The following is an 18,581-nucleotide window of genomic DNA, read 5'->3' as shown; positions in this document are numbered from 1 at the left end:
AATAGAGAGTCGCAGGAATGAAGCCGTTCGCCTCCCGTTATCTGCTCCTTGTCGCATTTTCCCTGCTGCTGGGCGCCTGCCAGAGTACACCGCCGGTCACCCAGGCCCCCGATACGCGGGGCCCGGCCATCGCGCAGCTCGAGCAAAGCCTTGCCAGCAATGAGCTGGCCACCGCCGAAGACCAGTTGGCCGCCTTGCAAGCCCAATCGCCCGAAGACCGCTCGCTGGAACCCTACCAGCGGCAACTGGCCGAGGCGTATTTGCGCCGCAGCCAGATCGATCTGCAAAAAGGCGACGTCAACGCCGCTGCCACCGCCCTGAGCCGTGCCCGAGCCTTGATGCCCAAGGCCCCGGCGCTCACCGGCGAGGTCAACAGCGCCATTGCCGAAGCCCGCAAGGCCGACCTGGATAAAGCCGAGGCCGACCTCAAGGCCGCCGAAGCCAAACCGGTCGCCAAAGTGATCGACCCGAGCGCACCCAGCACCACGGTTGCGCTCAACCTCGCCGATATCCAGCAAATGCGTCGACAACTGGACGCCATCGCCGCCGACGTGGTGAATTATCAGTGTGACGTCAGCATCCAGGCGCCGCGCACCGATGATTATCCGTGGCTGGCGACGTTGCTGACCAAACGGGTCAAGAAACTGGACCCGGGGTTTGATTTGAAGCTGCAGAAGCAGATTTTGCGCAGTGTGCCGGCGCAGATGGTGCTGACACCGCGTAAGCCCTAAAAGCATCGCGAGCAAGCTCGCTCCCACAGGGGTTTTGTGTCGATTACAACACCCCATGTGGGAGCGAGCTTGCTCGCGATAGCGCCCTACCAGACAACAAATCTCTTTAGGCTGGAACCGCCTTGGCCTTCGGCTCCCGCGCCCAAACCCGATGCTGAGCAATCGCCGCGAAAAACCGCGAAAAACCGCTCGCATCCGCATCTTCGATCAACCCCGCATCCACCTCCAGCTTCAACTCCACCAACAACTGCCGGGCCTCACTATGAAGCCCAATGGCCTTCAGATGCTTGTAGGCCTCCAGCACGTAATGCAAAGCCACGCCGTCGCGACTCAAGGCCTTGATCGACTCCGCGCCACCGGGCACGAACACCGCGTCAAAGGCAATCGACGGCAAGCCTTCCATGGACGCATCCACCGCCAGCGTTTTCCCATCGGCCGTGGTTACCGGCGCGGAGGTCGGCCCCAACACTTTGGCGTGGGCGCCCTCGGCCTTCAGGGCCTTCTTGAGCGCATCGATGATCGCCCCGTCGACACCGTTAGCCACCAACACCGCCACTTTTCGCGTTTTGATGTCGCCGGACAGCAGGTTCGCCTGGCTCAAGGCCGGAGACTGCTCCAGCGATGGCGTTGGTACATCGACGGTGCCAGCGGTGGGCGCCGGCAACCCGAGGTTTTTCGCCACTCGCCCGGCCAGTTCCAGGTCGATATTGGCGAGGATCTCATTGACCTGCCGCGCCCGGATGAACTCACGCTCCACCTTGCCCAGCTCGAAGCTGTAGGCAGCGATGATGTGCTCCTGCTCATGAGGGCTCATGCTCTTGTAGAACAACCGAGCCTGGGAGAAATGATCACCGAACGAATCGCTGCGTTGGCGGATCTTGTAGGCGTCGATGCGCTCTGGATAACTTTCGAAGCCGCCGTCTTCCGGTCCAGGCGGGGTTTCCTTCGGCCAGCCGCCGTCGATGGAGTTCGGCTCGTAGGACGCACGGCCCTTGTCGATGGTGGTGCGGTGCATCGCATCACGCTGACCGTTGTGTACCGGGGTGATCGCCCGGTTGATCGGCAGCTCATGAAAATTCGGCCCACCGAGTCGGCTGATCTGCGTATCGGTGTAGGAAAACAGCCGCCCTTGCAGCAACGGGTCATTGGAAAAGTCGATGCCCGGCACGATGTGCCCTGGGCAGAACGCAACTTGCTCGACTTCGGCGAAGAAATTGTCCGGGTTGCGGTTCAGCACCATCTTGCCCAGGGGGGTGATGGGCACGAGTTCTTCAGGGATGATCTTGGTCGGGTCGAGCAGGTCGAAGTCAAACTTGTGCTCGTCTTCCTCGGCGACAATCTGCACGCCGAACTCCCATTCCGGGTAGTCGCCCATCTCGATCGACTCCCAGAGATCGCGACGGTGGTAGTCCGTATCTTTACCCGCCAGCTTCTGGGCTTCGTCCCATACCAACGAGCAGGTGCCGACGGTAGGGCGCCAGTGGAATTTGACGAAGCTGCTTTTGCCTTCAGCGTTGATCATGCGGAAGGTGTGCACACCAAAACCCTGCATTGCACGTAGGCTTTTTGGAATGGCCCGGTCAGACATCGCCCAGATCACCATGTGAGCCGATTCCGGCACCAGCGAGACAAAATCCCAGAACGTGTCGTGGGCCGAGCCACCTGTAGGAATTTCGTTATGGGGCTCGGGTTTTACCGCGTGGACAAAGTCCGGAAATTTCACCGCGTCCTGAATGAAAAACACCGGCATGTTGTTGCCCACCAGATCGAAGTTGCCTTCGTCGGTGAAGAACTTCACCGCAAAACCACGCACGTCCCGCACGGTGTCGCCGGAGCCGCGTGGGCCTTGCACAGTGGAAAAACGCACGAACACCGGGGTTTTCTTGCTCGGATCTTGTAGGAAACCGGCCTTGGTCAATGCCGAATGCGCATCGTAGCTCTGAAAATAACCATGGGCGCCGGTCCCACGGGCGTGGACGATGCGCTCCGGGATACGCTCATGGTCAAAGTGCGTGATTTTTTCACGCATGATGAAGTCTTCCAGCAACGAAGGGCCGCGGGGGCCGGCGCGCAGGGTGTTCTGGTTATCGGCGATCTTCACGCCCTGGTTGGTGCGCAACGCCTGTTCGGTGGCGTCGGAGCGAAACTGTTCCAGGCTCTCGAGCTTGGCGTTGGTGTTACCGCGATCCAGCGTGTCGGTCCCGGCCAGTTGGCTCTTGTTGACCGTGGGCTTCTTGGTACTCATCAGGCATGACTCCTCTTTGCGTTCCTCGCCGTGGCCAGGAATCTGAGTTCGATACCGCAGGTGCATGACCCCGGCATTTCGAGTGGCTTAATGAGTGACCGACGCCGTTTGGCCGTGTTCCTTTTTTATGGCCTTTGATCGCGTTATTGCCAAATGACAGGTCTGATCGCAAATAAATGCTAAGAACCTCTATACGGACAGGCTAAAATGCGCGCCCGGCTAACCGCTGACCCTTTTCCAACGCGCCCCACAAGGTTCGCTACGTGATCGAGTTTCAAGACGTCCATAAAACCTACCGAGTCGCCGGTAGGGATATCCCCGCCCTGCATCCGACCAGTCTGACGATTGAGAACGGTCAGGTCTTCGGCCTGATTGGCCATTCCGGTGCGGGAAAAAGCACCTTGCTGCGCCTGATCAATCGCCTGGAAGATTCCACGGGCGGCAAGATCATCGTCGACGGCGAAGAAGTCACCGCCCTGGACGCCAGCGGCCTGCGCCGCTTCCGCCAGCAAGTCGGGATGATCTTCCAGCACTTCAACCTGCTGGCGTCCAAGACCGTGGCCGACAACGTGGCGCTGCCACTGACGCTGGCGGGCGAATTGTCCCGCAGCGCAATCGACCAGCGCGTTGCCGAGTTGCTGGCGCGGGTGGGCCTGTCCGACCACGCTCGCAAATACCCGGCGCAACTGTCCGGCGGCCAGAAGCAGCGCGTTGGCATCGCCCGCGCCCTGGCGACCAAACCCAAGATTTTGCTGTGCGACGAGGCCACCAGCGCCCTCGACCCACAGACCACTGCCTCGGTGCTGCAACTGCTGGCGGAAATCAACCGCGAGCTGAAGCTGACCATCGTGCTGATCACCCATGAAATGGACGTGATCCGCCGCGTTTGCGATCAAGTGGCCGTGATGGACGCCGGCGTGATCGTCGAGCAAGGCCCGGTGGCCCAGGTGTTCCTGCACCCCAAGCACCCGACAACCAAGCGTTTCGTCCAGGAAGACGAGCAGATCGACGAAAGCGAACAGCGCGACGATTTCGCTCACGTCCCAGGGCGCATCGTGCGTCTGACGTTCCAGGGCGAAGCGACCTACGCGCCATTGCTCGGCACCATCGCCCGGGAAACCGGCGTGGACTACAGCATCCTGGCCGGTCGTATCGACCGCATCAAAGACACCCCCTACGGGCAACTGACCCTCGCCATCACCGGCGGTGACATGGAGGCGGCGTTTGCCCGCTTCACCGCGGCCGATGTCCACATGGAGGTGCTGCGCTAATGGAACTGTTGAGTTCGTTCTTCTCCAACATCGACTGGCTGGAAATCTGGCTGGCGACGGGCGACACCTTCCTGATGCTGTTCGGTTCGCTGCTGTTCACCGTCCTGCTCGGCCTGCCGCTGGGGGTGCTGTTGTTCCTGTGCAGCCCGCGCCAGCTGCTCGAAGCCCGTGGCGTTTATGCGCTGCTGTCGCTGATCGTGAACATCCTGCGTTCGCTGCCGTTCATCATCCTGTTGATCGTGATGATCCCGTTCACGGTATTGATCACCGGCACCTCCCTGGGCGTGGCCGGCGCGATCCCACCGCTGGTGGTCGGCGCCACACCATTCTTCGCCCGCCTGGTGGAAACCGCCCTGCGCGAAGTCGACCGCGGCATCATCGAAGCGACCCAGGCCATGGGCGCGACCACCCGACAGATCATCGTCAACGCCTTGCTGCCGGAAGCCCGCCCAGGCATTTTTGCAGCGATTACGGTGACAGCGATTACGCTTGTGTCCTACACGGCCATGGCCGGTGTGGTCGGCGCCGGTGGTTTGGGCGACCTGGCAATCCGGTTCGGTTACCAACGTTTCCAGACCGATGTGATGGTAGTCACGGTGGTATTGCTGCTGGTGCTGGTGCAGGTCCTGCAGACCGTGGGCGACAAACTGGTTGTGCATTTCTCTAGAAAATAAGGCCTCGCGGCCAATAAACCATGAGCCGGCCATTCGCTGGCAGGCGCCAAGAGCAGGCGCCCCACAAGGAGTTAGCTGAATGAAAAAACTACTGGTTGCCTTCGCTGCCGCCGCAGCGTTTTCCGCCCACGCCGCCGACACCCTGACCGTCGCGGCCACCCCGGTTCCCCACGCGGAAATCCTCGAATTCGTCAAACCGGCCCTGGCCAAAGAAGGCGTGGACCTCAAGGTCAAAGTCTTCACCGACTACATCCAGCCGAACGTACAAGTCGCCGAAAAACGCCTGGACGCCAACTTCTTCCAACACCAGCCTTACCTGGATGAGTTCAATAAGGCCAAGGGCACGCACCTGGTGAGCGTGGCCGGTGTGCACCTGGAACCACTGGGCGCGTATTCCAGTAAGTACAAGACACTCGCCGAATTGCCAGGTGGTGGCAACGTGGTGATCCCGAACGACGCCACCAACGGCGGTCGTGCGCTGTTGCTGCTGGCTAAGGCTGGGGTGATCAAGTTGAAGGATTCGAACAACATCCTGTCGACGACCAAGGACATCACCGAGAATCCGAAGGATCTGAAATTCCGTGAGTTGGAAGCGGCGACCATTCCGCGGGTGCTGACCCAGGTGGATCTGGCGTTGATCAATACCAACTACGCGTTGGAAGCCAAGCTTGATCCTTCCAAGGATGCGCTGGTTATCGAAGGTAACGACTCGCCTTATGTGAACATCCTGGTGGCTCGCGAGGATGATAAGGACAGCGAGGCGATGAAGAAGCTGGTGGCGGCGCTGCATACGCCGGAAGTGAAGGCTTTCATTCTTGAGAAGTACAAAGGTGCGGTTTTGCCGGCGTTCTGATCTGATCAGGTGGTGAAAAAACGGGGCTGCGTGGGAATGCAGGCCCGTTTTTTTTATGCTCGGAAATGTGTGGCGTCACGGAAAGACCCGCAAGATCACGGGCTATCGCGGATCAACGTTATTCAACACCCGATTCGCCAGCAATGAACTCAATTCGATCAATTGTTGGATGCCGAGAAGGATGTGACGACGCGGGCCTTCCAGGTCGAAGGCCAGGTTGCTGACCATCGCGTCGGCTGCCGCCAGGGTTTCGCTGAGGTTGGCGAGGAGGGATTCGTTGTCGGCGTTTTTGGCGACGGTGAAGAGCTGACCCGGTTGGGACGTATCTTCGGACTTTTCCGGTTTTGGTAGCAGGTAGTAATCCAAGGCACGATTGGTGGCTTCGTCGTGTTTCTTGGCTTTGGATTTGGTTCGCGGGGAAGCTTGGTCCGCCTCTGGCGGATTCGGTGTAGGTTTGAACATGTACTAAGTCCTATAGGTGACGCCGCAACCCTCTAGCTACTAAACAAGGGGTGGCAGCTGTACGCAGGTTAGTAGACCGGGGACTTAGCAAGCCGGCGCGCCCGAGGGCGCCCTGCGCACAGCCGCCATCAAATACAGGCATGGAAATACCTGACTGATAGAGCTTTGCACCTTACTAAATACCTCGGGCTACTAAACCCGACCACTGATGGGCAGTGGCAGGGAAACGATAGAACCCAGGGACAAGGCGCACAAGCGGGCGGATTCTGGCGTAGTTGTAGGCAATGGCGCAAGGATTCGTAGCTTGATGGAAGGGTGGCTGTTGCGGAATAAACAAAGCTTCGTTTTGCCTTGAAATTCGGAGCCAGAGGGCAGGTTTTAGCTATGGAACCTGACGTTGTCGTAACGCATCACAAAACGCTGCAAGTCGATCTGCCCGTCATGCTTTACTGACGTTCTGTCACTTCCAAGCTGTAACGTATGCTCACGCGCCTTCAAGGGTGATCCGTACCGAGAGCCGTATACATAATGTCCTTCGCCGAGCTGAAATCCTTCCACATGGTCGCCCGCCTGGGCAGCATCACCCAGGCGGCGAAGAAGCTCGGCCTCAGCCAGCCCACGGTCACCACGCAGATCCGCAGCCTCGAAGGGCAGTACGGCGTCGAGCTGTTCTACCGGGGTGGTCGGCGTCTGACCCTGAGCGATGAAGGCGTACGCCTGCTGCCCATGGTGCAGCAGTTGCTGCAACAGGAGGCCGACATTGAGTTCTTCTTGCGCAACTGCGGCCAGGTACAAGGTGCCCTGCGCATCGGCGCCACTGCGCCCTACTACATGCTCGACCTGGTGCGGCGCTTTCGCGAGCAACTGCCGCAATGCGAGGTGACCCTGGAGATCGGCAACTCGCAGCAGGTGATCGAAGCGCTGGAAGACTACCGCGTCGACCTTGCCGCTTCCTCGCTGTTGGTCGAGGACCCGCGACTGACTCGCCTGCTGTTGGGCCACGATCCACTGGTGTTGGCCGTACACCGTAGTCACCCGCTGGCCGCGCGGGAGCGCGTGCCGCTCGCGGCGCTGGCCGGGCACTGCCTGCTGATGCGCGAGAAAGGTTCGACCACTCGCGTGCTTACCGAGCAGTTGCTGCGCGACGCTGGCGTGGCGCTCGGCTCGTTACTGGAGATCGGCAGCCGCGAATCGATCCGCGAAGCGGTGCTGCGCAATATCGGTATCAGCATCATCGCCCGCCACGAAGTGCCGACCAGTACCGAGTTGCGGGTGATCGAACTGGAAGGCGCGCCGCTGATTACCGAATACCTCTACTGCCTGAAGGAGCGCCGCAGCGCGCGCCTGCCGGCAGTTTTCCTTGCGTTGGCGCGGGAGGCCGGGAGCACCTCGTAAGGTGCCTCGCGCCCGCCTTTTGGATGAAAGCACTACATAAATCCACCGATGCCACTATCGGCAGTTTTTGCCTAACTGCCATAAAGCCTTAGCACCCTGTGTCCAGGATGGACCTCGTATTCCACCGACGAGGTTCCGCCATGGCTACGGTCAGCTTGCAACTGCGCGACATCCACAAGGCCTTCGGCGCCTTTCAGGCGCTGGACGGGGTGTCGCTGGACGTCTCTGCCGGCGAGCTGGTGTGCCTGCTCGGCCCCTCGGGCTGCGGCAAGACCACCCTGCTGCGCTGCATCGCCGGGCTGGAGCGCCAGGACGGCGGCCATATTTTCTTCGGCAAGCGTGATGTCTCCACGCTGCCACCGCAGGCGCGCGACTACGGCATCCTGTTCCAATCCTATGCGCTGTTTCCCAATCTCACGGTGGCGCAAAATATCGGTTACGGCCTGGCCGGCAATAGCCGCGAGAGCCTCCGTGCACGGGTCGCCGAGATGCTTGAGCTGGTCGGCCTCAAGGGCAGCGAGCAGAAATACCCCGGCCAGCTCTCCGGCGGCCAGCAACAGCGCGTAGCCCTGGCCCGTGCCCTCGCGCCGGCACCCAAGCTATTGCTGCTGGACGAACCGATGTCGGCCCTCGACGCTCGCGTGCGCGAACACCTGTGCGGCGAGTTGCGTCAGTTGCAGAAGAGCCTGGGCATCACCACCGTGATGGTCACCCACAACCAGGACGAGGCCATGCTCATGGCCGACCGTATCGCAGTGATCAACCACGGTCGGGTCGAGCAATACGCCACGCCCCAGGAGATCTATCGCGCGCCCGCCACGCCCTTCGTCGCCGAGTTCGTCGGCCAGGGCAACTGGCTGCCCTACGAGCGCAACGGCGAGCACGCCCGGGTTGGCGAGCTGAGCCTGCGTCTGCACGGCGTCCGGCCGGCCGAACGCGGTCGCCTGTTCTGCCGGCCCGAGGCGGTGGTGGTCAACCCGCCGGTGCACGAAGACAACCTGTTCAGCGCACAGATGCGCGAGATCACCTTCCTCGGCAATCGCTGCCGCCTGAGTTTCGAGCTGGACGCCCTGCCGGGTCATGCCCTGCTTGCCGAGCTGGCGCCGGACGCCATGCCGCGCCTGGGCGCCCCGCATATCTGGGTGGCCCTGCCGCCGCGCAGCCTGCAAGTGTTCGTCTGATGGAACAGGTATTGCTGAGCAAGCCCCAAGCCGGCGCGCGGCGCCTGCCTGCCGACCTGGCCGACCGGATATTCGTCCACGGTGGCCAGTGGTTGCTGCTGGTGCTGCTGGTTCTCGCCGTGCTGCTGCCGCTACTGGCCATGCTTTGGCGCGGCTTTGCCAGCGAGCCCGGGCAGGGCGGTGGGCTGACGGCGGCGGCCGAACTGTTCACCAGTGCCAACTTCCGCTGGCTGCTAGGCAACAGTCTGGCGGTCTCGCTGACCGTGGCCGCCATCGTCGTGCCGCTGGCCTACACCTTCGCCTATGCGCTGCAGCGTACCTGCGTGCCGGCCAAGGGCCTGTGGCGCGGCATTTCCCTGCTGCCGCTGCTGGCGCCGTCGATATTGCCGGGCATCGCGCTGATCTACCTGTTCGGCAACCAGGGCGCGCTCCGGCACCTGCTCACGGACAATATCTATGGCTTCTGGGGCATCGTTATCGGCGAAGTCATCTACACCTTCCCGCATGCGCTGATGGTGCTGCTTTCAGCCCTGGCCCTGGCCGATGCGCGCCTGTTCGACGCCGCCTCGAGCATGGGCGCGTCACCGTGGCGGGCATTTCGCAGCATCACCTGGCCGGGCAGCCGACAGGGCGTATTCGCCGCCTTCTGCCTGGTGTTCACCCTGTGCATCACCGATTTCGGCGTGCCGGTGGTGGTCGGCGGCGATTATCAGGTGCTGGCGCTGGAGGCCTACAAAGCAGTGGTTGGGCAACAGCAGTTCGGCCGCGGCGCGCTGATCGGCATGGTCCTGCTGCTGCCGGCGCTGTTGAGCTTCGCCGTCGACCTGTGGCTACGCCGGCGTCAGCGCGAGGCAATGAGCGGTCGCGCCCAGGTTTACCAGCCGCAACCGTCGCGCCGCCGCGACCTGGCCTTCCTTGCCGTGGTGCTGCTGATCTGCGCGGCGCTGCTCGGTGTGTTCGGCATGGCGATGTACTCGTCGCTGGTCAAGTTCTGGCCCTACGACCTGTCGCTGTCGCTGCACCACTACACCTTTTCCGAACTCCCCGGCGGCTGGCAGGTGTACCGCAACAGCCTGCTGCTGGCCGGCTGCACGGCCGTGTTCGGCAGCCTGCTGACCTTCACCGGCGCCTACCTGCTGGAGAAGACCCGGCAGAGCCCGCTGACCCAGGCCCTGCGTCTGCTCAGCTTCGTGCCGATGGCGGTGCCGGGGTTGGTGCTGGGCCTGGGCTACGTGTTTTTCTTCAACTTGCCGGGCAATCCGCTGCACGGTCTGTACGGCAGCCTGACCCTGCTGGTGGCGTGCACCATCGCGCACTTCTTGACCACCGCGCAGTTGACTGCCAGCGCCGCGCTGCGCCAGCTCGATGGCGAGTTCGAGGCCGCGGCGCTGTCGCTGAAGGTGCCGCTGCTGCGCCACTTTTTGCGCGTCACCCTGCCAATTTGCCTGCCGGCGTTGCTCGACATCCTGCGCTACCTGTTCGTCTCGGCGATGACCACGGTGTCGGCGGTGATCTTCCTCTACAGCCCGGACAGCCTGCTCGCCGCCATCGCCGTGCTGAACATGGACGACGCCGGCAACGTCGGCGGCGCCGCCGCCATGTCCACCCTGATTCTGCTCACCTCGGCCGCGGTTTCGCTGCTGCTGGCGGGGGCCTCACGCGGTGTGCTGCGTCGGGCCCAAGCCTGGCGCACGGCCGCCGGCCATTGATTACCCTGGAGACTGCCATGCACTACCAACACCCCGACCGCCTGCACGCCGCCATTCTCGACTGGGCTGGTACCGTGGTCGATTTCGGCTCCTTCGCGCCAACCCGCATCTTCGTCGAGGCCTTCGCCAGTTTCGACGTCGAGATCAGCCTGGAGGAGGCGCGCGGGCCGATGGGCATGGGCAAATGGGACCATATCCGCGCCCTGTGCAACCTGCCGGCGATTGCCGAGCGCTACCAGCGTCGCTTCGGCCGTCTGCCGAGCGATGAAGATGTGACGGCAATTTATGAGCGCTTCATGCCCTTGCAGATCGCCAAGGTCGGCGAGCACTCGGCGCTGATCCCCGGCGCGCTGGCGTGTATCGCCGCGCTGCGCGAGCGCGGCCTCAAGCTCGGCAGCTGCTCCGGCTATCCCAAACAGGTGATGGACAAGGTGGTCGAGCTGGCCGCCGCCAATGGCTATAGCCCGGACCATGTGGTCGCCACCGACGAGGTGCCCAAGGGTCGGCCGAGCCCGGCCCAGGCGCTGGCCAACGTCATCGCCCTCGGCCTCGACGACGTGGCTGCCTGCGTCAAGGTCGACGACACCGAGCCGGGCATCCTCGAAGGCCGCAGCGCCGGCATGTGGACCGTGGCGCTGCGCTTCTCCGGCAACTTTCTGGGCCTTGACTGGGCGCAGTACCAGGCCCTGACGCCCGCGCAGCGCGAAGCCGAGCGCACGCGCATCGACGCGCTGTTCGCGCCGAGCCGGCCGCATTACCTGATCGACACCCTCGCCGAACTGCCGCCGGTGATCGACGCGATCAACGCTCGCCTGGCCCGGGGCGAGAGTCCGCAAGCCAGCTGAATTCGAATAACCAACGCCACGCAATGCCAACCAAGGAGCTCTTCATGTTCAAACGCACCGCTCTGGCCGCCGGCCTGCTCGCCGCTTGCGCCATGCAGGCCCAGGCCAACACCGAGCTGACCGTGTACACCGCCCTCGAAGTGGAACAGCTGGCCGCCTACAAGAGCGCCTTCGAAAAGCTGCACCCGGATATCGAGATCAAGTGGGTACGCGACTCCACCGGTATTGTCACCGCCAAGCTGCTGGCCGAGAAGGATCGTCCGCAGGCAGACGTTGTCTGGGGCCTGGCTGGCTCGAGCCTGGCTGTGCTCAAGCAACAAGGCATGCTCGAAGCCTACGCCCCGGCCAACCTGGACAAGATCGGCGCCAACTACCGCGACACCGCCAACCCACCGGCCTGGGTCGGCATGGACGTGTGGGCTGCGACCATCTGCTTCAACACCATCGAGGCCGAGAAGCAGCGCCTGCCCAAGCCGACCAAATGGGAAGACCTGACCAACCCGGTGTACAAGGGCAAGATCGTCATGCCCAACCCGGCTTCGTCCGGCACCGGCTACCTCGACGTCAGCGCCTGGTTGCAGACCTTCGGCGAGCCCCAGGGCTGGGCCTACATGGACAAGCTGCACCAGAACATCGGCCAGTACACCCACTCCGGCTCCAAGCCGTGCAAGCTGGCCGCCGCCGGTGAGTTTCCCATCGGCATTTCTTTCGAGTACCCGGCTGTGCAACTCAAGCGCAAGGGTGCGCCGCTGGACATCGTCCTGCCGAAGGAAGGCCTGGGTTGGGAGATCGAGGCCACCGGCATCATCAAGGGCACCGAGCAGCTGGAAGCGGCGAAGAAGCTCGCCGACTTCTCCGCCAGCCGCGAGGCCATGGACCTGTACAAGGCGAATTTCGCCGTGCTGGCCCAGCCGGGCATCGCCGAGCGCTTCCAGGAACTGCCCGCCGACTACGAGCAGCGCCTGATCAAGAACGACTTCGCCTGGGCCTCGGAAAACCGCGACAAGATCCTCGCCGAATGGCGCAAGCGCTACGACGGCAAGTCCGAACCTGTCGCCCAGTGACGTGGCCGGCAGAATCCTGTTGGCGGTGTGACGCGGGTCTGCTGTACGGCTCGCCCGCCAGCCTTGCCAGAGGGGTTCTGCCAATCGGTGCTGCACGTTGATTCATCCGGCTGCGTTGGCGGCCGCCTTTTTCGTTCCAGGAGTTTCCCCATGAGTCAGCACGACTGCGATCTGTTGATCGTCGGTGCCGGCATGCTCGGCCTCGCCCATGCCTGGGCCGGCGCCAAGCGCGGCCTCAAGGTACGTGTGTTCGAGCGCAGCCACACGCCGCTCGGCGCCTCCATCCGCAACTTCGGCCAGGCCCTGGTCACTGGCCAGGCACCCGGCGTGATGCTCGACCTGGCCCGCCAGTCCCGCGGCCTGTGGGCCGAACTGGGCCAGGCCGCAGGCCTGCAGCTCAAGCAACAGGGCTCACTGCTGTTTGCACGCAGCGAAGCCGAAGAAGCCTTGCTCGAAGCCTTCTGCGCGGGCCGCGCTCGTGAGCAGGGCTACCGCGTCGAGCTACTGCGCGGCGCCGCCCTGAATGGGCTGTACGGCGGACGTTTCGCCCACCATCGCGCCGCCCTGCATGGCCTCGACGACCAGCAGCTGTATTCCCGTGAGGCGCTGCCGCAGATCGTCGATTACCTGCGCGGGTTGGGCGTGCAGTTCCACTTCTCCACCCTGGTGCGTGACGTCGAACCAGGTAGCGCCCTGACCAGCGCCGGAAGTTTCAGCGCCAGGCACATCGTGGTCTGCTCCGGACACGATTATCAGACCTTGCTGGCCGAGCCGCTGGCCGCACTCCAGCCTTCGGTGTGTCGCTTGCAGATGCTGCGCGCCCGCCTGCAACAGCCGCTGGACCTGCAGCACGCGGTGCTCACCGGACTCAGCTGCGTGCATTACGGCGCTTTCGCCGATCTGCCGGAAGCCGAGGCTATTCGCGCGCAGATCCGCCGCGAGCAGCCGGAACTGGAAACCCACGGCATCCACCTGCTGGTCAGCCCGACGCCCCATGGCGAGTTGATCATCGGCGACTCCCACGACTACGGCAGCGACGCCTCGCCGTTCAATGCCGAGGCCGTGGACGACCTCATGCTGGCGCTGGCCGAGCACACCCTGGGCGGCAAGCTGCAGGTGCTGGAACGCTGGCAGGGCGTATACGGCTCGCGCGGGCCCGGCCCGTTCAGCGTGGTGCAAGCCGGAGCAGGTGTCAGCGCCGTACTGATGCACACCGGCCTGGGCATGAGCGTCGGCCTAGGCCTCGGCGAGCGCAGCCTGGCGGCGCTGCTCGGCGAAGAAGAATGGCCGCAGGCGTGCGTCGCATGAGCGCGGAGCAGGCGGTGGCCGAACTGTTTGCCCTGTGCCGCCAGCAGGCGCAGGCGGACTACATCGGCGAGGCGGTCAGCCAGCTCGAACACATGGTCCAGGCCGCCGAGCTGGCACGTGACGAAGGGGCAGACGAGGAGTTGGTGCTGGCCGCTTTCTGCCACGACGTCGGGCACTTCTGTGCGCCGCTGACGACGGAAAACTCAATGGCCGGCCTGGGCCGTCGAGGCCACGAGCGGGTGGGCGCAAACTGGCTGTTGGGGTTGGGCTTCTCCCAGCGCCTGGCGGGGCTGGTGGCGCGGCATGTTGACGCCAAGCGTTACCTGAGCTGGCGCGAACCGGCTTATCTGGCAGGGTTGAGTGAGGCCAGCCGGCAAACGCTGCACTGGCAGGGCGGACCGATGACGACCCCTGAGGCCGAAGCTTTCGAGGCCGACCCGCTGTTTGCCGACAGCCTGCGTTTGCGCCGCTGGGACGAGGCGGCCAAGGTCGCCGGGAGACCTTCAACCGATCTCAGCGATTTGGAGCAGCTTGCGATACGTGTTCACCAGGCTGCGATACCTTGATGGAAAGGATCACACCAGCGGAATAAACAGGGCTTGGTTTTGGCCCGTAAATTGGGGCCCGAGAGCGGTGGGAACGACGAAGTCTCTTTCAGCGATCACTTGCTCCCGAACCCCTATCAGCATTTGCCCCCTGTTCGGGCCGAACGAACCCTAGGATCTGCTTCATTGTTCTACAACCCGCATGATAAATTCCCCGCCGCGACCTCTAATCAATAGAGGGCATTCAGGGAGAGAAGTAAGTGATCAAGTCTTTGTTGGTTGGGACATTGCTGGCAATGGCATCAGCATCGGCATCTGCGATGAGTTGCGATAACCCTAGAAACGCCTATGACAGAACCTATTGCGCATCGCTGAAAATGGTTCAGTCGGATCAGGACATCAATGATCAATACAAGAAGACGATGAGTGCGCTGAACCCGGATCAAAAGAAAAAAGTGAAAGCCGCTCAAATCCAGTGGATCAAAAATCGTGACAGCGCCTGTTCCAACGATGGCCTGCTCTACCTGGACTGTGCCAACGAGAAGACCGAGGCGCGTATCGTCATCCTCAAAGCTGTCGAGCGCGAGTGCCGTGCCGCCGGTTGCGACGACGCCAAGCTGTCGCAAGTCGAGTAAGCCGTAAACAACTTGCCCTCGCTGAAAAACCCGACGTAAAACGTCGGGTTTTTCTTTGGCGGGTTCACCCGCTATCGCGGCTCAACGCTATTCAACACCCGATTCGCCAACAACGACTCAACTCGCCCTTGCCCCTTTTTTCATGCCTGGTGCAGGCCACACACTCTTCAGGCTCGGGGAGTTACGCCAGCGAGGCGAAGATCCCAGCGGGCGGGACAGCGAGATGTTTCGCTAAATCTCATCTTCACAGTAATTCAGTTGTTTGCATTGGTGGCAGGGTGCCACAATCGTTTTTTTGTTGCGTCATAACCAGGTGGTTCAAATGTATGGCCCAAGATTGCGCAATGGCCAGGATTTTGTAATAGCCGAGCAGGTTCGAACTGACCGATTGCAGCAACTGTTTCGCCAATCCGTTTCTGCGGTTTTGGGTAGTTACCTGGCTGCCATCATGCTGAGCTGGCTGTGTTGGGATCGTTTTGAGCACAGCGCTATTTTTTGGTGGCTGGCCATCCTGACCGCATCGACGCTGGTGCGTATCGCGATGTTCGTTGCCTATTTCCGCAGCGACGAAAGTCAGCGCACGCCTCAACATTGGGAACGCAAATACTGGGTCACGCTGGTGCTGTCAGCCAGCATCTGGGGCGGTGGGGCGTTTGTGCTCATGCCGGCGGACGATTTGTTGTCGCAGGCGTTGGTCATGCTTTTTACGGTCGGGATGTCCGTCAGTGCGGTGTCCTGCTACTCGGCCTATCGCGATATGACACTGGTTTCCATCGGCGTGGTGTTGTTGCCGTGCACGATCTGGCTGCTGTTTCAACCGTCCCCGATCCAAGTCGGCATGGCCCTTTCGATTTTGGTATTCACGGCATTTGCGGCCCGCGCCACGCACAAAATGTCTCAGGCACTGGAAATCGCCTTTCGACTCACCCGTGAAATGGAACAGGCGAACAGCATTTCAACCCGCGCCGCACAAACCGATGAACTGACCGGCCTGAAGAGTCGACGGGCATTTTTCGAGCATGCCCAGCAGCTTTACAACGAGTGCAAGGCCAAGCGGCAAGGGTTGTGCGCGGTCATGTTGGACATGGATCACTTCAAGCACATCAACGACACCTACGGCCATCAGGTCGGCGATCAGGTTTTGCGCCAGATGGGGACGGTCATCAGTTCGTCGTTTCGGGCAACCGATATCCACGGTCGGCTCGGGGGCGAAGAGTTCGCCATTCTGCTCCCGGACACTTCCATTGAGGTTGCTACCCAGATTGCAGAACGGCTCATCGATACGATTGCAGGTTTGACGATCGAGCCTGTTCACCATATCTCAGCCAGCCTTGGCGTCGCATCGACGGAGGCTTGTAATAAGGATCTTCACAGCTTGATGAACGATGCGGATAAAGCCCTGTATCGAGCGAAGGCGTTGGGGCGTAATCGAGTGGCTGTTGCTTAGTCGGGTTGGCTTTGCCCTGCGCGAAACCAAAAAAACCGCCAATTCGGCGGTTTTTTTACTTTTCCCTGATCCCGCGTTTGATCGTGCCCTCGCTCTGCGTGGGTATGCATCCCGTGACGCTCTGCGTCACTTTCCAAAAGCGGAACGCGGAGCGTCCCTGGCGGCGTTCCCACGCAGAGCGTTGGGACGATCGAAACCCAACATTCTGCTTATGAATTTCCCTCTCTTTGAAGGCCTGCAATTGCGCTGGTCCTGCTGATCCCCCCTAGCACCTCCTTCCCCTTGGCTCACCTCGCGGCTCACGCGGGCTGGCGATATTGCAGGGCCTAAAAATAAATTTCTTTTTAGATCAATTAGTTAATTCTGAATTGGCAATTTTCTCAAAATTTATCTTGCGCGCTAATTATTCATCCGTTAACTTTATCGCAACTGGTTAGCGCGCAAACATTTAGCGCGAACCAAAAACATTGATCAGACCAATCAGCAAAAGAGGAAACACGATGAACGTTCTCTACACCGCAGTCGCAACCTCCACCGGTGGCCGTGATGGCCGTGCTGTTTCCAGCGACAAGATTCTCGACGTGAAACTGGCTACTCCAAAAGCCTTGGGCGGCGCCGGTGGTGAAGCCACCAACCCTGAGCAGTTGTTCGCTGCCGGTTACTCCGCCTGCTTCATTGGCGCATTGAAGTTTGTCGCCAGCCAAAGCAAACGCAGCATTCCTGCTGACGCTTCAATCACGGCACATGTCGGTATCGGCCAGATCCCTGGCGGTTTCGGCCTGGACATCGACCTGCACATCAACTTGCCAGGTCTGGATCAAGCCGATGCTCAAGCGCTGGTCGATGCGGCTCACCAGGTTTGCCCGTACTCCAACGCGACACGCGGCAACGTCGATGTCCGTTTGCACGTCACCGTCTAACTCACTTCATCTACGAATAAAAAGGATCAGGACATGAACACTCTCGGCAAAACTCTTGTTGGCTCGCTTCTGGCACTGTCGCTCGGCAATGCGTTCGCGACTTCTTCTGTTCAACCTACGTTCGCCGAGGGAGGTTCGGATCGCCTGATCGAAAGCCGTGTGGCTGAAGGCGGCTCCGATCGACTCATCGAAAACCGCGTAGCTGAAGGCGGCTCCGATCGACTCATCGAAAACCGCGTAGCCGAAGGCGGCTCGGATCGACTCATCGAAAACCGCGTGGCTGAAGGCGGCTCCGATCGCCTGATGGAAAACAGAGTGGGCTGAACAATCCCTTCACCGCTCCGAAAACCGGTCGAATCACCCCATGTTGCTTCCAAAAGAAAAAACGCCGCTTATCTCTCATGAGGAAGCGGCGTTTTTTTGCAACGTGTCCCAGGATCCTAAACGATACTATCCACCACCCCACCATCAACACGAAGCGCCGCTCCGGTGGTGGCCGAGGCCTGTTCCGAGCTGGCGTAGATGATCATGTTGGCGACTTCCTCGACGCGCGCCGCGCGCTGGATGATCGAGGTGCTGCGGTGCTGGTTGACGAAATCTGCCGCGACCTTTTCCAGGCTGTCCCCGGTGCGCTCGACGTCTGCCTGGAGCATCTGGGCAACGCCTTCGGAAAGCGTCGGCCCCGGCAGCACCGAGTTCACCGTCACGCCCGTGCCGGCGAGGCGCTTGGCCAGGCCGCGAGCGATTGAGAGTTGGGCGGTTTTGGTGAAGCCGTAATGGATCATGTCAGCGGGAATGTTCACGCCGGATTCCGACGAGACAAACACAATCCGCCCCCAACCGCGCTCGACCATGCCCGGTGCGTAGGCCCTGGAAACACGCACGCCGGACATCACGTTGGTTTCAAAGAAGCGCAGCCATTCGCTGTCCGGCGTCTCGAAAAAGTCTTCCAGTTTGAAAATGCCCAGGTTGTTGATGACGATATCGAAGCGTGGGTATTTGGCGATCAGTGCCTGGCAGCCCGGCGCGTTGCTCAGATCGCCAACAAAGCCATCGGCCCTTGAAGCGAGGGCGCCCAAGCGCTGCAACGCATCCTCCACGCTGCTTGCGCTGCGACCGTTGATAACCACTTGGGCGCCGGCTTCCAGGAAGCCTTTGGCTGTCGCAAACCCAATACCGCTGGTGGACCCAGTGACCAACACGTGACGGCCGGTGAAGTCGATGTTCATGAGGGGGACTCCTTGATTAATGAACCAGAGGAAGTGCGATATTTCTGACTGGACGGTAGTCCGACGG

18 protein-coding genes are annotated in these 18,581 nt (G+C 61.5%); 15 read left to right on the top strand and 3 right to left on the bottom strand.

Annotated features, from left to right (window positions below; all coding sequences use genetic code 11):
• Positions 1-17 precede the first annotated feature (17 nt).
• Complete coding sequence (locus KI235_RS00175) at positions 18-731, top strand: PA5502 family lipoprotein (protein ID WP_003196211.1); 714 nt, start codon at positions 18-20, stop codon at positions 729-731.
• Positions 732-837: 106 nt separating this feature from the next.
• Here KI235_RS00175 and katE read toward each other — a convergent pair whose 3' ends face one another.
• The gene (gene katE / locus KI235_RS00170) at positions 838-3,042 is read right to left on the bottom strand and encodes a catalase HPII (RefSeq protein WP_223524051.1); all 2,205 of its coding nucleotides are present in this window, start codon (positions 3,040-3,042) and stop codon (positions 838-840) included.
• Between the two features lie 197 nt (positions 3,043-3,239).
• Between katE and KI235_RS00165 the strand changes: the two genes are divergently transcribed.
• From KI235_RS00165 to KI235_RS00155, 3 genes are all read left to right on the top strand, one after another.
• Positions 3,240-4,247, top strand: coding sequence for a methionine ABC transporter ATP-binding protein (locus KI235_RS00165; RefSeq protein ID WP_003196206.1), 1,008 nt, complete (start codon positions 3,240-3,242; stop codon positions 4,245-4,247).
• Positions 4,247-4,921 carry a methionine ABC transporter permease gene (locus KI235_RS00160; protein ID WP_003196204.1) on the top strand — a complete coding sequence of 225 codons (675 nt, stop codon included), beginning with the start codon at positions 4,247-4,249 and terminating at the stop codon, positions 4,919-4,921. The genes KI235_RS00165 and KI235_RS00160 overlap by 1 nt, the downstream gene beginning before the upstream one ends.
• 79 nt (positions 4,922-5,000) lie before the next feature.
• Complete coding sequence (locus KI235_RS00155) at positions 5,001-5,774, top strand: MetQ/NlpA family ABC transporter substrate-binding protein (protein WP_027912883.1); 774 nt, start codon at positions 5,001-5,003, stop codon at positions 5,772-5,774.
• A 102-nt stretch (positions 5,775-5,876) separates the two neighbouring features.
• On the opposite strand, the gene KI235_RS00150 is transcribed toward KI235_RS00155, so the two are convergent.
• Positions 5,877-6,236: a DUF6124 family protein gene (locus tag KI235_RS00150; protein ID WP_003196201.1), complete on the bottom strand. Its 360-nt coding sequence runs from the start codon at positions 6,234-6,236 to the stop codon at positions 5,877-5,879.
• 528 nt (positions 6,237-6,764) lie between these two features.
• Here KI235_RS00150 and KI235_RS00145 point away from each other — a divergent pair.
• The 11 genes from KI235_RS00145 to KI235_RS00095 all read left to right on the top strand — a co-directional run bounded on the left by KI235_RS00145 (position 6,765) and on the right by KI235_RS00095 (position 17,609).
• The gene (locus KI235_RS00145) at positions 6,765-7,631 is read left to right on the top strand and encodes a LysR family transcriptional regulator (RefSeq protein ID WP_013691946.1); all 867 of its coding nucleotides are present in this window, start codon (positions 6,765-6,767) and stop codon (positions 7,629-7,631) included.
• Positions 7,632-7,771: 140 nt separating this feature from the next.
• Positions 7,772-8,812 (top strand): putative 2-aminoethylphosphonate ABC transporter ATP-binding protein, encoded by a 1,041-nt coding sequence (locus tag KI235_RS00140; RefSeq protein ID WP_212795419.1) that lies wholly within the window; start codon positions 7,772-7,774, stop codon positions 8,810-8,812.
• Positions 8,812-10,521, top strand: coding sequence for a putative 2-aminoethylphosphonate ABC transporter permease subunit (locus tag KI235_RS00135; protein ID WP_212795418.1), 1,710 nt, complete (start codon positions 8,812-8,814; stop codon positions 10,519-10,521). The genes KI235_RS00140 and KI235_RS00135 overlap by 1 nt, the downstream gene beginning before the upstream one ends.
• A 17-nt stretch (positions 10,522-10,538) precedes the next feature.
• Positions 10,539-11,366, top strand: coding sequence for a phosphonoacetaldehyde hydrolase (gene phnX / locus KI235_RS00130; protein WP_003196193.1), 828 nt, complete (start codon positions 10,539-10,541; stop codon positions 11,364-11,366).
• 44 nt (positions 11,367-11,410) lie between these two features.
• Complete coding sequence (locus KI235_RS00125) at positions 11,411-12,430, top strand: putative 2-aminoethylphosphonate ABC transporter substrate-binding protein (RefSeq protein WP_212795417.1); 1,020 nt, start codon at positions 11,411-11,413, stop codon at positions 12,428-12,430.
• A 150-nt stretch (positions 12,431-12,580) separates the two neighbouring features.
• The gene (locus KI235_RS00120; protein WP_013691942.1) at positions 12,581-13,738 is read left to right on the top strand and encodes a TIGR03364 family FAD-dependent oxidoreductase; all 1,158 of its coding nucleotides are present in this window, start codon (positions 12,581-12,583) and stop codon (positions 13,736-13,738) included.
• Positions 13,735-14,304 carry an HD domain-containing protein gene (locus KI235_RS00115; RefSeq protein ID WP_028237744.1) on the top strand — a complete coding sequence of 190 codons (570 nt, stop codon included), beginning with the start codon at positions 13,735-13,737 and terminating at the stop codon, positions 14,302-14,304. Before KI235_RS00120 ends, KI235_RS00115 begins: the two co-directional genes overlap by 4 nt.
• A gap of 239 nt (positions 14,305-14,543) precedes the next feature.
• The gene (locus tag KI235_RS00110) at positions 14,544-14,918 is read left to right on the top strand and encodes a lysozyme inhibitor LprI family protein (protein WP_003196186.1); all 375 of its coding nucleotides are present in this window, start codon (positions 14,544-14,546) and stop codon (positions 14,916-14,918) included.
• A gap of 322 nt (positions 14,919-15,240) precedes the next feature.
• The gene (locus tag KI235_RS00105; protein ID WP_003196184.1) at positions 15,241-16,365 is read left to right on the top strand and encodes a diguanylate cyclase; all 1,125 of its coding nucleotides are present in this window, start codon (positions 15,241-15,243) and stop codon (positions 16,363-16,365) included.
• A gap of 500 nt (positions 16,366-16,865) precedes the next feature.
• The gene (locus KI235_RS00100) at positions 16,866-17,285 is read left to right on the top strand and encodes an organic hydroperoxide resistance protein (protein WP_003196182.1); all 420 of its coding nucleotides are present in this window, start codon (positions 16,866-16,868) and stop codon (positions 17,283-17,285) included.
• Positions 17,286-17,318: 33 nt separating this feature from the next.
• On the top strand, positions 17,319-17,609 hold the full coding sequence (locus KI235_RS00095; RefSeq protein ID WP_003196180.1) for a hypothetical protein: 291 nt from the start codon (positions 17,319-17,321) through the stop codon (positions 17,607-17,609).
• A gap of 116 nt (positions 17,610-17,725) precedes the next feature.
• Here the strand turns inward: KI235_RS00095 and KI235_RS00090 are convergent, their stop codons facing one another.
• Positions 17,726-18,514, bottom strand: coding sequence for an SDR family NAD(P)-dependent oxidoreductase (locus KI235_RS00090; RefSeq protein ID WP_003196178.1), 789 nt, complete (start codon positions 18,512-18,514; stop codon positions 17,726-17,728).
• Between the last annotated feature and the right edge of the window lie 67 nt (positions 18,515-18,581).

It is taken from the genome of Pseudomonas sp. St386 (genome assembly GCF_018325865.1).
Taxonomy (GTDB): domain Bacteria; phylum Pseudomonadota; class Gammaproteobacteria; order Pseudomonadales; family Pseudomonadaceae; genus Aquipseudomonas; species Aquipseudomonas brassicacearum.
This window is presented reverse-complemented; position numbering and strand designations above follow the sequence as displayed.

Bases quoted from the DNA above. Each gene is read 5' to 3' on its own strand.
- KI235_RS00175 (WP_003196211.1), top strand. From the start codon at position 18: ATGAAGCCGTTCGCCTCCCGTTATCTGCTCCTTGTCGCATTTTCCCTG.
- KI235_RS00105 (WP_003196184.1), top strand. From the start codon at position 15,241: ATGTATGGCCCAAGATTGCGCAATGGCCAGGATTTTGTAATAGCCGAG.
- KI235_RS00150 (WP_003196201.1), bottom strand. From the start codon at position 6,236: ATGTTCAAACCTACACCGAATCCGCCAGAGGCGGACCAAGCTTCCCCG.
- KI235_RS00090 (WP_003196178.1), bottom strand. From the start codon at position 18,514: ATGAACATCGACTTCACCGGCCGTCACGTGTTGGTCACTGGGTCCACC.
- katE (WP_223524051.1), bottom strand. From the start codon at position 3,042: ATGCACCTGCGGTATCGAACTCAGATTCCTGGCCACGGCGAGGAACGC.
- KI235_RS00140 (WP_212795419.1), top strand. From the start codon at position 7,772: ATGGCTACGGTCAGCTTGCAACTGCGCGACATCCACAAGGCCTTCGGC.
- phnX (WP_003196193.1), top strand. From the start codon at position 10,539: ATGCACTACCAACACCCCGACCGCCTGCACGCCGCCATTCTCGACTGG.
- KI235_RS00120 (WP_013691942.1), top strand. From the start codon at position 12,581: ATGAGTCAGCACGACTGCGATCTGTTGATCGTCGGTGCCGGCATGCTC.
- KI235_RS00125 (WP_212795417.1), top strand. From the start codon at position 11,411: ATGTTCAAACGCACCGCTCTGGCCGCCGGCCTGCTCGCCGCTTGCGCC.
- KI235_RS00115 (WP_028237744.1), top strand. From the start codon at position 13,735: ATGAGCGCGGAGCAGGCGGTGGCCGAACTGTTTGCCCTGTGCCGCCAG.
- KI235_RS00155 (WP_027912883.1), top strand. From the start codon at position 5,001: ATGAAAAAACTACTGGTTGCCTTCGCTGCCGCCGCAGCGTTTTCCGCC.
- KI235_RS00100 (WP_003196182.1), top strand. From the start codon at position 16,866: ATGAACGTTCTCTACACCGCAGTCGCAACCTCCACCGGTGGCCGTGAT.
- KI235_RS00145 (WP_013691946.1), top strand. From the start codon at position 6,765: ATGTCCTTCGCCGAGCTGAAATCCTTCCACATGGTCGCCCGCCTGGGC.
- KI235_RS00135 (WP_212795418.1), top strand. From the start codon at position 8,812: ATGGAACAGGTATTGCTGAGCAAGCCCCAAGCCGGCGCGCGGCGCCTG.
- KI235_RS00095 (WP_003196180.1), top strand. From the start codon at position 17,319: ATGAACACTCTCGGCAAAACTCTTGTTGGCTCGCTTCTGGCACTGTCG.
- KI235_RS00160 (WP_003196204.1), top strand. From the start codon at position 4,247: ATGGAACTGTTGAGTTCGTTCTTCTCCAACATCGACTGGCTGGAAATC.